General features: G+C 64.8%; 14 protein-coding genes. 13 read left to right on the top strand and 1 reads right to left on the bottom strand.

The window, feature by feature from the left end; genetic code table 11:
• The first annotated feature begins 56 nt into the window (after positions 1–56).
• The 8 genes from pcaQ (at position 57) to EN861_RS19675 (ending at position 8,135) form a co-directional block, all read left to right on the top strand.
• Positions 57–974 (top strand): pca operon transcription factor PcaQ, encoded by a 918-nt coding sequence (gene pcaQ / locus EN861_RS19710; RefSeq protein ID WP_127277753.1) that lies wholly within the window; start codon positions 57–59, stop codon positions 972–974.
• A gap of 140 nt (positions 975–1,114) precedes the next feature.
• Complete coding sequence (locus EN861_RS19705) at positions 1,115–2,431, top strand: ABC transporter substrate-binding protein (RefSeq protein ID WP_135865125.1); 1,317 nt, start codon at positions 1,115–1,117, stop codon at positions 2,429–2,431.
• 21 nt (positions 2,432–2,452) lie between these two features.
• Positions 2,453–3,196, top strand: a complete 744-nt coding sequence (locus EN861_RS19700; RefSeq protein WP_135865123.1) for an ABC transporter ATP-binding protein — start codon at positions 2,453–2,455, stop codon at positions 3,194–3,196.
• Positions 3,193–3,915, top strand: a complete 723-nt coding sequence (locus EN861_RS19695) for an ABC transporter ATP-binding protein (RefSeq protein ID WP_135865121.1) — start codon at positions 3,193–3,195, stop codon at positions 3,913–3,915. Before EN861_RS19700 ends, EN861_RS19695 begins: the two co-directional genes overlap by 4 nt.
• Complete coding sequence (locus tag EN861_RS19690) at positions 3,912–4,808, top strand: branched-chain amino acid ABC transporter permease (protein ID WP_135865119.1); 897 nt, start codon at positions 3,912–3,914, stop codon at positions 4,806–4,808. The genes EN861_RS19695 and EN861_RS19690 overlap by 4 nt, the downstream gene beginning before the upstream one ends.
• Positions 4,805–5,866 carry a branched-chain amino acid ABC transporter permease gene (locus EN861_RS19685; RefSeq protein WP_127279933.1) on the top strand — a complete coding sequence of 354 codons (1,062 nt, stop codon included), beginning with the start codon at positions 4,805–4,807 and terminating at the stop codon, positions 5,864–5,866. Before EN861_RS19690 ends, EN861_RS19685 begins: the two co-directional genes overlap by 4 nt.
• Before the next feature lie 2 nt (positions 5,867–5,868).
• On the top strand, positions 5,869–6,654 hold the full coding sequence (locus tag EN861_RS19680; RefSeq protein ID WP_135865406.1) for a coniferyl-alcohol dehydrogenase: 786 nt from the start codon (positions 5,869–5,871) through the stop codon (positions 6,652–6,654).
• A gap of 35 nt (positions 6,655–6,689) precedes the next feature.
• Positions 6,690–8,135, top strand: coding sequence for an aldehyde dehydrogenase (locus EN861_RS19675; protein ID WP_135865116.1), 1,446 nt, complete (start codon positions 6,690–6,692; stop codon positions 8,133–8,135).
• 25 nt (positions 8,136–8,160) lie between these two features.
• On the opposite strand, the gene EN861_RS19670 is transcribed toward EN861_RS19675, so the two are convergent.
• Positions 8,161–9,090: an aldose 1-epimerase gene (locus EN861_RS19670; protein ID WP_135865114.1), complete on the bottom strand. Its 930-nt coding sequence runs from the start codon at positions 9,088–9,090 to the stop codon at positions 8,161–8,163.
• Between the two features lie 61 nt (positions 9,091–9,151).
• On the opposite strand from EN861_RS19670, the gene EN861_RS19665 reads away from it, so the two are divergent.
• The 5 genes from EN861_RS19665 to EN861_RS19645 are packed head-to-tail and all read left to right on the top strand — an operon-like array spanning position 9,152 to position 14,568.
• Positions 9,152–9,943 carry a FadR/GntR family transcriptional regulator gene (locus EN861_RS19665; protein ID WP_189343681.1) on the top strand — a complete coding sequence of 264 codons (792 nt, stop codon included), beginning with the start codon at positions 9,152–9,154 and terminating at the stop codon, positions 9,941–9,943.
• On the top strand, positions 9,940–11,667 hold the full coding sequence (locus EN861_RS19660; RefSeq protein ID WP_135865112.1) for an IlvD/Edd family dehydratase: 1,728 nt from the start codon (positions 9,940–9,942) through the stop codon (positions 11,665–11,667). Before EN861_RS19665 ends, EN861_RS19660 begins: the two co-directional genes overlap by 4 nt.
• Before the next feature lie 11 nt (positions 11,668–11,678).
• Positions 11,679–12,458 carry an SDR family oxidoreductase gene (locus tag EN861_RS19655; RefSeq protein ID WP_135865110.1) on the top strand — a complete coding sequence of 260 codons (780 nt, stop codon included), beginning with the start codon at positions 11,679–11,681 and terminating at the stop codon, positions 12,456–12,458.
• A 32-nt stretch (positions 12,459–12,490) separates the two neighbouring features.
• On the top strand, positions 12,491–13,489 hold the full coding sequence (gene araD1, locus EN861_RS19650; RefSeq protein ID WP_135865107.1) for an AraD1 family protein: 999 nt from the start codon (positions 12,491–12,493) through the stop codon (positions 13,487–13,489).
• A gap of 53 nt (positions 13,490–13,542) precedes the next feature.
• On the top strand, positions 13,543–14,568 hold the full coding sequence (locus EN861_RS19645) for an ABC transporter substrate-binding protein (protein WP_127279053.1): 1,026 nt from the start codon (positions 13,543–13,545) through the stop codon (positions 14,566–14,568).
• Positions 14,569–14,615: the final 47 nt, after the last annotated feature.

Below are 14,615 nucleotides of genomic sequence, written 5' to 3'. Positions count from 1 at the left end.
TGGTTCGGTAAAATGATATTTTGCGCCGTTTCATTAACTCAGGGGTTATCAAATTCATGTCCGAGAGCCGCATCCGGTTCCGTCACCTGCAGGCATTCCTGGAAGTCGCGCGACAAGGCAGCGTGGCCCGCGCCGCCGATTTTCTGCATGTCAGCGCGCCGGCGGTGACCAAGACGCTGCGTGAACTGGAAGACGCGCTGGGTGTCGCCGTCGTCGAGCGTGACGGGCGCGGCATCCGCGTCACGAGGCTTGGCGAGATCTTCCTCGGCCATGCCGGTTCGGCGATTACGGCTCTCAAGCGCGGTGTCGATTCCGTCCGCCAGGACGGCGCCGTCAATCGCCATCCGATCCGCATCGGCGCGCTGCCGACCGTGTCGGCGAAGGTCATGCCGCGAGCCATGAGCCTGTTCCTGCGGGAAAATACCGGCGCCGCGCTCAAAATCGTCACCGGCGAAAACGCCGTTCTGCTCGAACAGTTGCGCACTGGCGCGCTCGATCTCGTCGTCGGACGGCTGGCGGCGCCCGAGAACATGACCGGCTTCTTCTTCGAACATCTCTACTCCGAACAGGTGCTGTTCGTGGTGCGGGCCGGACATCCGCTGCTGGAACCGGGGGCCGACATCTTCGCCAGCCTCGACGAATTTCCGGTGCTGATGCCGACCCGGGAATCCGTCATCCGGCCCTTTGTCGATCGCCTGTTCATAACCAACGGCATGACCGCGCCGGCCACCGAGATCGAGACGGTCTCGGATTCGTTCGGCCGCGCCTTCATGCGGCAGAGCAATGCGGTGTGGATCATTTCGGCCGGCGTGGTCGCCAACGAGATCGCCAACGGCGCCTTCGTCTCCCTGCCGGTCGACACCGACGAAACCAAGGGGCCGGTCGGCCTGACGATGCGCACCGACACCGCCCCCTCGCCGGCCTTCACCATTCTGCTGCAAACCATTCGCGAGGCGGCCAGATCGGGCAGCTAAGGCATCGACTGGTCAGACGGGCTCCGTCTTCCCTCAGGAATCCGCTAACCCCAGGGTTAATGAAACACCGCAAAATATCATTTTACCGAACCAAATCACTGGTGCACTGTACCGATGGAGGACCACAGAGGGAGGAATGCATGACCTACGCTAGCAGTAGCAGATCCAGTATTCGTGGCGTGTCGCGGCGCCAGTTTCTCGCCACCTCGATGGCTGGCGGCGCGGCACTCGCGCTCGGCGGCGGCAAGGCCTTCGCCCAGACTGCCGACACGCTCAAGGTCGGTTTTGTCAGTCCGCGCACCGGACCGCTGGCCGGCTTCGGCCAGACCGACGGCTATGTGCTCGACCTCGCCCGCAAAGCGCTCGCCAGTGGCCTAGACATCGGCGGCAAGAAATACAGTGTGGAAATCCTCGACCAGGACACGCAATCGGATCCTTCCCGCGCCGGCCAGCTCGCTAAGGACCTGATCAACAACCAGGCGATCGACCTGATGCTGGCGGTGTCGACACCGGAGGTGATCAATCCGGTGGCCGACGCCTGCGAAGCCGCCGGCGTGCCATGCCTTTCGACCGTCATGCCGTGGGAAGCCTGGTATTTCGGCCGTGGCGCCAAGCCGGGTGCGCCCTCGCCGTTCAAATGGACCTATCATTTCGGCTTCGGTGTCGGCGAGTTCTTCAAGACCTACATCTCGCAGTGGAACCTGATCGAGACCAACAAGAAGGTCGGCGTCATGTATCCGAACGACGCCGACGGCAACGCCATCCGCGCCAATCTGGCGCCGCTTTTGGCCAAGCAGGGTTTCACCATCGTCGACCCGGGCGCCTACGAGACCGGCACCACCGATTATTCCTCCCAGATCGCGCTGTTCAAGCAGGAGGGCGTCGAGATCTTCAACTCGTTCCCGATCCCGCCTGACTTCGCCGCCTTCTGGCGTCAGGCGGCCCAGCAAGGCCTGATCAAGCAGATCAAGATCTGCCAGGTCGCCAAGACCGGCCTGTTCCCCTCCGACATCGAGGCGCTTGGCGACCTCGGCATCAAGATTTCGAGCGCCGCCTACTGGCATAAGGCCTTTCCATACAAGTCGCCGCTGACCGGCGTCTCGGGGACCGAGCTTGCCGACGGCTACGAGGCGGCGAGCGGCAAACAATGGACGCAGCAGCTCGGCGCCTCGATGTCGCTGCTCGACGCCGGCTTCGAGGCGCTGAAAGCGAGCTCCAATGCCAAGGACAAGGCGGCGGTCGCCAAGGCGCTGAGCACGCTCAAGACCGAAACCATGATCGGCAAGGTCGACTTCACCGGCGGCCCGGTGGCCAACGTGTCGCCCGGCCCGATCATCGGCACGCAATGGATTGCCGCCAAGGAAGGCAGCAAGTTCCCGCTCGACTACGTCGTGACTGAGAACGCCACCGATCCGAACGTTCCGGTCGAAGCCAAGCTTCTGCCTTACAACGGCTGATGGACCGCTGACGAGGACCACCTGGTGACCCATCCGCAACAACAGGCTGTTCTCGCCGCCGCCGGCATCCACAGGCGCTTCGGCGCGCTCGTGGTGCTGGAGGCCGTCGACTTCGCTATGGCCGCCGACGAGGCGGTCGGCATTGTCGGCCCGAACGGTGCCGGCAAGACCACGCTGCTCAGCGTGCTTTCAGGCGCCTTTCCTCCGAGCGCCGGCTCGGTCTCCTTCAAGGGCGGCGATGTAACAGCGCTGCCGGCCACGGCGCGCTGCCGGCTGGGCCTGGTGCGCACGCATCAGGTGCCGAAACCATTCAGCGGCATGACCACCTTCGAGAATGTTTTTGTTGCCGCGTCACATGGCGCGGGGCTCGGCCGCGACGAGGCCTATGAGGAGGCGCTCGGCTCGCTGAAGCTGTGCGGCATGCTTGGGGTCGCCAACCGGCGCGCCGAGACGCTCGGCCTGCTCGACCGGAAACGTCTGGAATTGGCACGCGCATTGGCGGCCCGGCCAACGCTGCTGCTGCTGGACGAGATCGGCGGCGGCCTGACCGATGGCGAAGCCGGCGAGCTTGTCGACACGATCAAGGAATTGCGCCGGCGCAAGATCGGCATCGTCTGGATCGAGCACATCGTGCACATCCTCTTGCAGGTGGCCGAACGGCTGATCTGCATGGACGCGGGAAGGATCATCGCCGATGGCGAGCCGCAAGCGGTCATGGCTGATCCACAGGTGATCCACGCCTATCTCGGCGGAGGCCCCAAATGAGTTTTCTGGCGGTCGAGAACCTGGTTGTCCGGCACGGCCTGCTGCAGGCGGTGCGCGGCGTCAGCTTCGGCGTCAAGCGCGGCGAAACGCTGGCGCTGGTCGGCGCCAATGGCGCCGGCAAGACGACGCTGCTCAGGGCAATCGCCGGTGCGCACCAGCCGGCGGCCGGCCGTGTGCTTCTGGATGGCGCCGATCTCACCAGCGTGCCGTCGCACAGACGCGTCGGCATGGGCATAGCGCTGGTGCCGGAAGGGCGAAAACTGTTCGTGCGGATGACGGTCGAGGAGAACCTGCTGCTGGGCAAGACCACTGGGCGGCCGGGCGACTGGAGCGTCGACAAGGTGCTGGAGATGTTCCCCAACCTGAAACCGCGCCGTCACGCCAAGACCGGCCATCTCTCCGGCGGCGAGCAGCAGGCGACGGCGATCGGCAGGGCGCTGATGAGCAATCCCGACGTGCTGCTGCTCGACGAGGTGTCGCTCGGCCTGTCGCCGCTGATCGTCGACCGCGTCTATGCCGCGCTGCAAGGCCTGATCCGCTCGGGAACCACGATCATCCTGGTCGAGCAGGATCTCAACCGGGCGCTGTCAGTCTCCGACAAGGTCATCTGCATGCTGGAAGGACGCATCGCGCTCGCGGCCGACAGCAAGAGCGTTTCGCGCGACGAGGTGACGAAAGCCTATTTCGGCCTGCACAAGCAGAAGGCCGAGCCGGCATGAGCAACCAGATCATCCAGGGCATCCTGCTCGGCGGCTATTACGCGCTGATCGCCTGCGGCCTGTCCTTCATGTTTTCGGTGATGCGCATCATCAACCTCGCCCATGGCAGCCTTGCCGTGTTCGCCGCCTATGCGCTGTGGTTTTTGGCCTCGCGGTTCCACATCCCGCCGTTTCTCGGCCTGCTCATCGTCTTGCCAGTGATGGCCGCGATCGGCTGGGCGCTGCAGCGCTTCCTGCTCGAGCGCAGCGCGCGCGGCGGCGCCCTGCTGCCGATCCTGACCACGTTCGGCCTCGCCATCGTCATCGACAACATGCTGTTCCAACAGTTCGGCGCCGACACCCGTTCGCTGGCGCCCTTCATCGGCAGCCTGTCCTATGATTCCTGGGAATGGCCGGGCAGCATCTATGTCGGCAAGCTCGCGGTGATCATGTTCGCCACCGCCGTGGTCCTGCTTGGCGGGCTGCAGCTATTCCTGACCCGCACCCGGCTTGGCCGCTCGATCCGCGCCACCTCGGAAGACCCCGACACCGCCGGCCTGGTCGGCGTCGATGCACGGCGTGCCAACGCCGTTGCTGCCGCCATCGCCATGGTCACCGTCGGCCTTGCCGGCGCGTTCCTCGGCATGCGCGCGACCTTCGATCCCTATGCCGGCGCGCCGCAATTGCTGTTCGCCTTCGAGGCGGCGGTGATCGGCGGCGCCGGGTCGCTGTGGGGAACGCTGATCGGCGGCATCGTGCTGGCGCTGGCCCAGACGCTCGGCGCGCAAGTGCATCCGCAGGGATTTCTGATCGGCGGTCATGCCGTGTTCCTTGTCGTGCTGTTCGTGCGGCTTTCGGCATCCGGCTTTGGCCTGCGCTGGCTGTTGCACCTGCCTTCCCGGAGCGCACCATGAGCGTCGTTCCGACTTCGCCCATGATCGAGCGTGGTACCGCGACCTCGCGCATCGCGGCTATCGCCGTGGCCATCGTCATCGCGCTGCTCGCCATCGCGCCGCAATTCCTCTCGGCCGGCGCGGTCGACCGCATGACGGCGCTGTTCATCTATGTGATCCTGGCGGCGATGTGGAACGCGCTGGCCGGTTTCGGCGGCCTGGTCTCGGTCGGCCAGCAGGTGTTCTTCGGGCTTGGCGCATATTTCGCCATCCGTCTTGCCGATGCCGGTCTCAATCCTTTCCTGGCGCTCTTTGCATCGGGAATTATCGTCGGCGCGGTTTCCTGGCCGCTGTCGCTCTTCATGCTGCGGCTCAAGAACGGTGAGTTCGCCATCGGCATGTGGGTGATCGCGGCGCTCACCCATCTGCTGGTCAATCTCGACCGGCTGGTGCAGGGCGAAACCGGCACCTCGCTGATCTCGCTCAACGTCTACGATGCCTCGATAAGGCGGGTGACCATCTACTGGCTGGCGCTAGCCTCGATGACGGCCCTGCTCGCTGCCCTCTTCGGCCTGCTGCGCGGCAGCACGGGCGCCGCCATCCGCGCCATTCGCGACAATGAGGATGCGGCCGCTTCGGTCGGCGTGCGCGTCACCGGCACCAAGCGGCTGCTGTTCGTGCTTGCCGCCTTCGGCATCGGCATTGCCGGCGCATTGTGGCTGGCGACCTCCATCACCTTCCAGCCGAAAACCTACTTCAACGTGCAGTGGACAGCCTACATGATCTTCATGGTTCTGGTCGGTGGCATCGGCACGTTCGAGGGCGCCATTCTCGGCGCGCTGGTCTTCTTCCTCATCGAGACCTGGTTCGGCGGCGCCGGCGTCTGGTACCTGATCGGCCTCGGCGCCACCGCCGTGCTGTTTTCGCTTTTCCTGCCGCGCGGCCTGTGGGGAACGATCGAGGAGCGCTTTGGGCTGCGCCTGCTGCCGGTCGGCTACCGCGTCAAGCTGCCGGCGAACGTCGCCGATGGCGGCATGATCCCGTCGCAGCAAGCCACAACATATCAGGAGAAGGCATGAGCATGCTTTTCGGCAAGACCATCCTCATCACCGGGGCTGCCTCCGGCATCGGCGCACGCACGGCGGAGCTTGCCGGCCAGCTCGGCGCCGACGTGATCGGCGCCGATGTGCGCGAGCCGGCCGCAGCGGTTGGCAGTTTCGTCAAGGCCGACATCTCGTCGAAGGCGGGCGTCGATGAGCTCATCGCGCGCCTGCCGCAGCGCATCGATGCACTCTGCAACGTCGCCGGCCTCTCCGGCAACACCGGTGCGGCCTCGACGCTGGCCGTCAACTTCTTCGGTCTGCGTGCGCTCTCGGAAGGGCTTGCGCCCAGCCTTCGCGAAGGCGGCGCCATCGTCAACGTCGCCTCGATCGCCGGTTATGGCTGGCGCGCCAATCTCAACCGCGCCGCCTCGATGGTCGGCATCGAAGGTTTCCCCGATGTCGCCAAAGTGGTCGCCGACCACGTGGTGAAGAACGAGGAAGGCTACCCCGTGTCCAAGGAACTGCTGCTCCTGTGGACGATGCGCGCGGCACATCAGGAGCTGTTCAGGAAGCGTGGCATCCGCGTCAATGCGGTGAGCCCTGGCCCGGTCGAAACACCGATCCTGAAACAGTTCCGCAGCGTGCTTGGCGATGCCCGCGTCGACAGCGACATTGCCCGGGTCGGACGTGCCGGCACTTCGGGTGACATCGCGCCTGTCGTGCTGTTCCTGTGCTCGGACGGCGCGCGCTGGGTCAATGGCGCCAATGTGCCGGTTGACGGTGGCCTCGAAGCATCGATCAATGCCGAAGTGCTCGGCTTCTAATCTGTGAAGCTCCATCGAGAGCGAGGGAAAGAACAATGGATATCGGACTTCTGATCGACGGCGACGAAAAGGCGGCAACAGGCAAGGCTTCCTACGAGCGCATGGACCCGTTCACCGGCAAATTGGCGACGCGCGCGGCGGCGGCAAGCGTGGCCGATGCCAACGCCGCCGTCGAAGCAGCCGCCGCTGCCTTTCCCGCCTGGTCGAAGACCGGGCCCGGCGAGCGCCGCGCCTTGCTCTCCAGAGCGGCCGATGTGATGGCCTCCAAGGTCGGTGAATTCACCAGGCTGATGATGGAAGAGACCGGCGCCACAGGCTCCTGGGCCGGCTTCAACGTCATGCTGGCAGCCAACATGCTGCGCGAGGCGGCGGCCATGACGACGCAGATTTCGGGTGAGATCATCCCGTCCGACAAGCCGGGCACGCTCGCCATGGCGATCCGCCAGCCGGCCGGTGTATGTCTCGGCATCGCACCCTGGAATGCGCCGGTCATTCTCGGGACACGCGCCGTGGCCATGCCGATCGCCTGCGGCAACACCGTGGTGCTGAAAGCCTCCGAAATGTGCCCGGGCACGCATCGGCTGATCGGCCAGGTGCTGGTCGAGGCAGGGCTGCCCAAGGGCGTCATTAACGTCGTCACCAACGATCCTAAAGACGCTGCCGGTATCGTTGAAGCGCTGGTCGCGCATCCCGCGGTGAAACGCGTCAACTTTACCGGCTCGACCAAGGTCGGCCGGATCATCGCCGAGCTCGCCGGCCGGCACCTCAAGCCGGCGCTGCTCGAACTCGGCGGCAAGGCGCCGCTTTTGGTGCTGGACGATGCCGACATCGACGCGGCGGTCAATGCGGCCGCTTTCGGCGCCTTCATGCATCAGGGCCAGATCTGCATGTCGACAGAGCGGCTGATCGTCGATGAAAAGATCGCCGATGAATTCGTGGCAAAACTCGCGGTCCGCGCCTCGCAACTGCCGGCGGGAGACCCGCGCGGCCATGTCGTGCTGGGCTCGCTGATCAGCAGCCAGGCGGCCGACAAGATGGAGGAACTTGTCGCCGATGCCGTGGCCAAGGGCGCCAAGCTTGTCGCCGGTGGCAAGCGCAGCGGTACCGTGGTCGAGGCAACGCTGCTCGATCACGTGACGCCGACGATGCGCGTCTATTCGGAAGAATCCTTCGGACCGGTCAAGCCGGTGATCCGCGTCAAGGGCGAGGACGAGGCCGTGCGGGTCGCCAACGACACCAAATATGGCCTGTCGTCAGCCGTCTTCAGCCGCGACATCAAACGTGCGTTTGCCGTCGCCGCCCGCATCGAAGCTGGCATCTGCCATATCAACGGACCGACGGTCGGCGATGAGGCGCAGATGCCGTTCGGCGGCGTCAAGGGCTCCGGCTATGGCCGTTTCGGCGGCAAGGCCTCGATCGCCGAATTCACCGATTTGCGCTGGGTGACGATCGAGGACCCTGGCCAGCATTATCCGTTCTGACCGGACTGCTTTGGACGGCTGACCGTCAAACAGCCAGCGACGGTGTGAAGCGAATACTGGCGGATTGCTTCTGGCCAGGCGCCAGTACGATGCAGCCGGTATGGATCTTCTCGTCATCCATCCGGTTGAAAGCGTCGGTGATGTTGCTGACCGGCTCGGCGCAAAAGAACGGTTCGCCCGGCGGCGTGTAGAGGACGAGGAAATCGAGCGGTGCCCCGGCCTCGATGTCCAGCTGCCGTCCGTGCTCGGGCCAGGTGATCCGGGCGCGGCGCGCCCACCCGGTGAAGACCGTGTCGAAGTCCACTTCCGATACGTCAAAACCGATGGACGGATCGGCGCCCGCCGGCGGCGGGACATGCCGGATGGGCAGGACCTCCGCATCGGTTTCCCACATGCCTGATACCCGGGCCTGGACATGCGTCCACGGTGTCGACGGGAAATACGGATGGAGGCCGAAGCCAACCGGCATCGGCGCGTCCGACAGGTTGTGCACCGCAATCGTCATGCAAAGGCTGCCGTCAGCCAGAAAGATCCTCTGCTCGGCTTCATAGCTCCATGGCCAGGTATCGGCGGTGTGCCGGTAGCGCAGGACGACCATGCTGGCTTGGTGGCTGACGACCGTCCACGGGTGACGCCAGCCATGGCCATGCTCGTAGTGTGGATCGTCAGGCTGGCTGGGCAATTGGATCGAACGCCCCGCGAATTCGAAGCGGCCACCCCTGATACGGTTGGAGTAGGGAACGAGCGGAAAGCAGGCCATGGCGCCGGCATCGCGACGGCTGATCGCCACTGGATCGGCCGGGCGCAGCCAATCCACGGCCGAACCATCCCGCCACCACCGATACGACGCCAGCGCTCCGCCGGCGGCCGGAGCAATCTCGACCGTCGCGATGCCGTCACTGATCGAGACCAGCTCCGTGCGCTGCGCGACTGCCACAGCGGAATTCTTTGTCATCGGCACTCCCCAATCCCTTGACTCCAATCGCCATGGCGATAAGACATATCATATGAATAGTATGAAGAATAGAAAATCGTTCAGCACGGCACGCACGTCACGGGTTGCCGTGGCGGTTTCCAGCGGCTCCACCGCGCTGCACGCCACCGTTGTCGAGCAGATCGGCTTGCGCATCGTGCAAGGCGACTTCCTGCCCGGCGAGGCCCTGCCCAATGCCGACGATTCCAGCGAGATGCTGGGGGTCAGCCGCACGGTGCTGCGCGAGGCGATCAAGGTGCTGGCCGGCAAGGGGCTGGTCGAATCGCGGCCAAAGACCGGAACGCGGGTGCGGCCGCGTTCCGACTGGAATTTCCTCGACCCCGACGTCCTGTCCTGGCGCTATGCCGGCGGTGTCAGCGCCGAGGATGTGCGGGCGCTGTTCGAATTGCGCCGCGCCATCGAGCCGATGTCGGCAGCCCTCGCCGCGCGGCGTGCAACGCCGGTGCAGATCGCCGAGATCCATGCGGCGCTGGCCGAAATGGAGGCAGTCAGCGATGACGGCGACCGCTTCGCCAAGCCCGATCTGGTGTTCCACCAGACAATCCTGCGCATGACCGGCAACGAGCTGATCGGCTCGCTGGCAGCGCTGGTCGAGACCGCATTGGTAATGAGCTTTCGCCTCTCCAACGACAATCCGGAAGGCCAGCGCCACTCCCTGCCGCTGCACCGGGAAGTAGCCGAGAAGATTGCCGCCGGCGACGCCACAGGCGCGCAAAAGGCGCTGCTGGTGCTCATCGACAATGCGGAGGACGACGTGCGCCGCAGCGTCGAGAACCGCAACAAACGCCGCAACGACCGGGGCCAGCAATCGTGACCGAGACCAAACGCAAACTGCGGTCCGAAGCCTGGTTCGGCGGAGAGGGCAAGAACGCCTTCATGCACCGCAGCTGGATGAAGAATCAGGGCATTCCCGCAGACGCTTTCGACGGCCGCCCGGTGATCGGCATCTGCAACACCTGGTCGGAACTGACCCCGTGCAATGCGCATTTGCGGGCGCTGGCAGACCACGTCAAACGTGGCGTCTACGAGGCCGGCGGCCTGCCGCTGGAATTCCCGGTCATGTCGCTGGGCGAAAGCAACATGCGCCCGACCGCCATGCTGTTTCGCAACCTCGCCAGCATGGATGTCGAGGAATCCATCCGTGGCAATCCGATCGATGGCGTCATCCTGCTGGTCGGCTGCGACAAGACCACGCCGGCGCTCTTGATGGGGGCTGCCTCGTGCAACCTGCCGACCATCGCCGTCTCCGGCGGACCCATGCTCAACGGAAAGTTCCGCGGACAGGATATCGGATCGGGCACGCATGTCTGGAAATTCGCCGAGGAGGTCAAGGCCGGCCGCATGCCGGTCGCCGACTTCCTCGCCGCCGAGCAGGGCCAGAGCCGGTCGGCGGGCAGCTGCATGACGATGGGCACCGCTTCGACCATGGCAAGCATGGTGGAAGCGCTCGGCATCGGCATGCCGGACAACGCCGCGATCCCCGCCGTGGATTCGCGCCGTGGCGTGCTCGCCCAGCTGGCCGGACGCCAGATCGTCGATCTCGTCCGCCGCGACGTGACGATTTCGCAGATCCTCACCAGGCAGGCCTTCGAGAACGCCATCCGCGTCAATGGCGCGATCGGCGGTTCGACCAATGCGGTGCTGCATCTGATCGCCATCGCCAACCGGGTTGGTGTCGATCTCAGCCTCGATGACTGGGACCGCCTTGGCCGCGACGTTCCGACCATTGTCGACCTGATGCCGTCGGGCCGGTTCCTGATGGAAGATTTCTACTATGCCGGGGGGCTAGCTGCGGTCATGGCGTCGCTTGATGAAGTGGGGCTTCTTCATCGCGACGCCATGACCGTCAGCGCCAAGACCATCGGTGAATTGATCGACGGGGCGCCCAATTACAACCGTGAGGTCATCCGGCCGCTGAGCGAGCCGCTGACCAAGGAGGGCGGCATTTCGATCCTGCGTGGCAATCTGGCGCCCAACGGAGCGGTCATCAAGCCGTCCGCGGCAACGCCCGAACTGATGCAGCATCGCGGCAGGGCCGTCGTCTTCGAGAATATCGAACACTACTACGCCCGCATCGACGATCCGGAACTGGATATCGATGCCTCCTCGGTGATGGTGCTGAAGAACTGCGGGCCGCGCGGCTATCCCGGGATGGCCGAGGTCGGCAACATGCCGCTGCCGGCCAAGCTGCTTAGAGAAGGCGTCTCCGACATGGTGCGCATTTCGGACGCGCGCATGAGCGGCACGGCCTACGGTACGGTGGTGCTGCATGTGGCGCCCGAAGCCGCGGCAGGTGGCACGCTTGCCCTGGTGCGTGACGGCGATCTCATCGAGCTCGACGTTGCCGGCCGTCGTCTCGAGCTTTTGGTGTCGGATGAAGAACTGGCCATCCGCCGCCGCGACTGGAAGCCTCCGACGCCACCGCTGGGCGGCTACCAGAGCCTCTATGTCGAGCGCGTGCTGCAGGCCGACAAGGGCTGCGACTTCGACTTTCTCGTCGGCCGACGCGATGCCGGCGTCCCCCGGCATTCCCACTAGAGAGGCGCGCGATGACGGATCAGATCGGCAGCTACGCGACCTACCCCAGCCTCAAGGGCCGCAGCGTGTTCATTACCGGTGGCGGCAGCGGCATCGGCGAAAGCCTGGTGCGCCATTTCTGTGCGCAAGGCAGCCGCGTCGCCTTCGCCGATCTGGCCGAGGAGCCTTCGCGGCGCCTGGTCGATGCGATCGTGACCGAGGGGCATGCCGCGCCGCTGTTCATTCCCTGCGACCTGCGCAATGTCGAGCAGTTGCAGGCGGCGACCGCGGAGGCGATGCAGCACAACGGCCCCATCCAGGTGCTTTGCAACAATGCCGGCAATGACGACCGCCACCAGACCAAGGACGTGACGGTGGCGTATTGGGACGACCGCATGGCGGTGAATCTGCGCCACCAGTTCTTCGCGGCCCAGGCAGTGCGCCCGCAGATGAGCGCGCAGGGCGGCGGCTCGATCATCAATTTCGGCTCCATCACCTGGATGGTCGGCGATCCCGATTGCCCCGCCTATGTGACCGCCAAGGCGGCGGTGTACGGCATGACGCGGGCGCTGGCCCGCGAACTCGGCCCCGAGCGCATCCGCGTCAACTGCATGGTGCCGGGCTGGGTGATGACCGAGCGCCAGATGAGCCTGTGGCTGAACCCGGCCGGCGAACGCCAGATCGACGAGAGGCAGTGCCTGCCCGATCGGCTGCAGCCCTCCGACATCGCGCGCATGGCGCTGTTCCTCGCCGCCGACGACAGCCGCATGTGCACGAGCCAGCAGTTCATCGTCGATGCTGGCTGGGTGTGACCGGTACAGCCTCAAAGGAAGAAGGGTATTTCATGCGTCTGGTACAGTACACAACGCCCGATGGCGGCAGGCGGGTCGGCCGGGTTTCCGATGACGGCAACCGCCTGCATCCGCTCGACAAAACCAGCACCGTGCTGGAACTCGCCGAAGCGGCGATTGCCCAGGGTGCATCGATCACGGCGCTGGTCGAGAAGCGGACGGGTGCGGCCACGGTCGACTATGGCGAACTGCTGCGCGATGGCCGCGTGCTCGCTCCCGTCGACCACCCGGAGCCGGCACGCTTCCTGGTCACCGGCACCGGCCTGACCCACACCGGAAGTGCCGCCGCGCGCGACAAGATGCATGTGCTGACCCATGGCGAGGACGCCGAGGAATCGGATTCGCTGAAGATCTTCCGCATGGGCCTGGAAGGCGGCAAGCCCGGCGCCGGCAAGATCGGAATCCAGCCCGAATGGTTCTTCAAGGGTGTCGGCACCTGTGTCGTGCCGCCCGGCGCCGATCTGCCCATGCCGGCTTTCGCACGCGCCGGTGCCGAGGAGGCCGAGATCGTCGGGCTCTACCTCAATGGGCCTGATGGCCGCCCCTATCGCATCGGCTATGCGCTCGGCAATGAATATTCCGACCATGTGACGGAGGCCGAGAACTACCTCTATCTCGCCCATTCGAAACTCCGCTCCTGCTCGATCGGTCCGGAGCTCTTGATCGGCGACCTGCCCGAAGAAGTGCGCGGCCATTCCCGCATCCTGCGCGACGGCGCGGTCATCTGGGAACAGGAATTCCTGTCGGGCGAAGCGCACATGTCGCACTCGATCGCCAATCTCGAACATTTCCATTTCCGCTACCCCATGCACCGCAGGGCGGGTGACCTGCACGCCTATTTCTTCGGGGCGGCGGTGATGAGCTACGCCTCCGGTATCAAGACGGCTTCCGGCGACGAGTATGAAATCCAGGCACAGGCATTCGGCAAGCCGCTGCGCAACCGGATGGTGTCGGTGCCGGACGAGGGACTGATCGCCGTCACCCAGCTGTGACGGCAAAAGCCCCGGAAATTACGGTCCACCAGAACGACAATGGGAGATTAAAAATGGGATTGAAGAAAGCATTTCTGAGATTAGCGACGATCGGGCTCGGCATCGGCCTGATGACATCGGCGGCGCTGGCCGCGAACCTTCGCGTGCTGGCCTGGGACGGCTATGCCGACCCGGACTGGGTGAAAGACTTCACCGCCGCCACCGGCATCGGCGTCGACGTCGTCTTCATCGGCAGCGATGACGAGATCTGGGCCAAGATCAAAGGCAGCGAAGGGCAGGACTTCGATGTCTTCGCCGTCAACACCGCCCAGTTGCAGCGCTACATCAAGGCTGATCTGGTATCGCCGATCGACATCACGAAACTGCCGAACCAGAAGGACGTGCTGCCGCGCTTCCGCGATCTGTCGCAGGTCAGCGGCGACACCAAGGACGGCAAGGTCTACGGCATTCCGTTCTGCTTCGATTCCATCGGGCTGATCTACGACACCGACAAGGTCAAGCCGGCGCCGACCTCGATGTCGGTGCTGTGGGATCCGGCCTACAAGGGCAAGATCCTCGCCTATGACAATGGCGAGCACAATTTCTCCTTCACCGCGCTGACGCTCGGCTACAAGGATCCGTTCAACCTCAATGCGGAGCAGATGGCGGCGGTCAAGGCCAAGCTGGTCGAACTCAAGCGCAATGTGCTGAGCTTCTACACCACCGCCGACGAGGCGCAGCAGATATACCAGAACAATGACGTCGCCCTGATCTGGGCCAATTACGGCCAGCAGCAGGTCAAGGCGTTGCAGAAGATCGGCGCCCATGTCGCCTACGTCAACCCGAGCGAAGGCGCGCTTGCCTGGCTCGACAACTGGGTGATCTCCAAGGGTGTCCGCGACAATGCGGCGGCCGAGAAGTGGATCGACTTCATGCTGAGCAAGAAGATCGGCGGCGAGCTTTCCGAGCGTACCGGCTTCGGCAACACCGTGGTCGAGTCGAGCAGCGCCGGCGGCAACGACAAGCTGGTCTGGCTCAACAATGTCGAGGATCCGCTCAAGCGTTCGGACATGTGGAACGAGGTCAAGGCGACGCCCTGATCTTTTCCGCGCCTGACCTCGAAGGACCCGGCGGTCCGGACGTTCCG

Source organism: Mesorhizobium sp. M8A.F.Ca.ET.218.01.1.1 (assembly GCF_004791165.1).
GTDB lineage: Bacteria > Pseudomonadota > Alphaproteobacteria > Rhizobiales > Rhizobiaceae > Mesorhizobium.
The sequence above is the reverse complement of the archived record's forward strand: the minus strand, read 5'-3'. Positions and strand labels throughout refer to the sequence as shown.

Bases quoted from the DNA above. Each gene is read 5' to 3' on its own strand.
- pcaQ (WP_127277753.1), top strand. From the start codon at position 57: ATGTCCGAGAGCCGCATCCGGTTCCGTCACCTGCAGGCATTCCTGGAA.
- EN861_RS19705 (WP_135865125.1), top strand. From the start codon at position 1,115: ATGACCTACGCTAGCAGTAGCAGATCCAGTATTCGTGGCGTGTCGCGG.
- EN861_RS19695 (WP_135865121.1), top strand. From the start codon at position 3,193: ATGAGTTTTCTGGCGGTCGAGAACCTGGTTGTCCGGCACGGCCTGCTG.
- EN861_RS19690 (WP_135865119.1), top strand. From the start codon at position 3,912: ATGAGCAACCAGATCATCCAGGGCATCCTGCTCGGCGGCTATTACGCG.
- EN861_RS19685 (WP_127279933.1), top strand. From the start codon at position 4,805: ATGAGCGTCGTTCCGACTTCGCCCATGATCGAGCGTGGTACCGCGACC.
- EN861_RS19680 (WP_135865406.1), top strand. From the start codon at position 5,869: ATGCTTTTCGGCAAGACCATCCTCATCACCGGGGCTGCCTCCGGCATC.
- EN861_RS19675 (WP_135865116.1), top strand. From the start codon at position 6,690: ATGGATATCGGACTTCTGATCGACGGCGACGAAAAGGCGGCAACAGGC.
- EN861_RS19670 (WP_135865114.1), bottom strand. From the start codon at position 9,090: ATGACAAAGAATTCCGCTGTGGCAGTCGCGCAGCGCACGGAGCTGGTC.
- EN861_RS19665 (WP_189343681.1), top strand. From the start codon at position 9,152: ATGAAGAATAGAAAATCGTTCAGCACGGCACGCACGTCACGGGTTGCC.
- EN861_RS19655 (WP_135865110.1), top strand. From the start codon at position 11,679: ATGACGGATCAGATCGGCAGCTACGCGACCTACCCCAGCCTCAAGGGC.
- araD1 (WP_135865107.1), top strand. From the start codon at position 12,491: ATGCGTCTGGTACAGTACACAACGCCCGATGGCGGCAGGCGGGTCGGC.
- EN861_RS19645 (WP_127279053.1), top strand. From the start codon at position 13,543: ATGGGATTGAAGAAAGCATTTCTGAGATTAGCGACGATCGGGCTCGGC.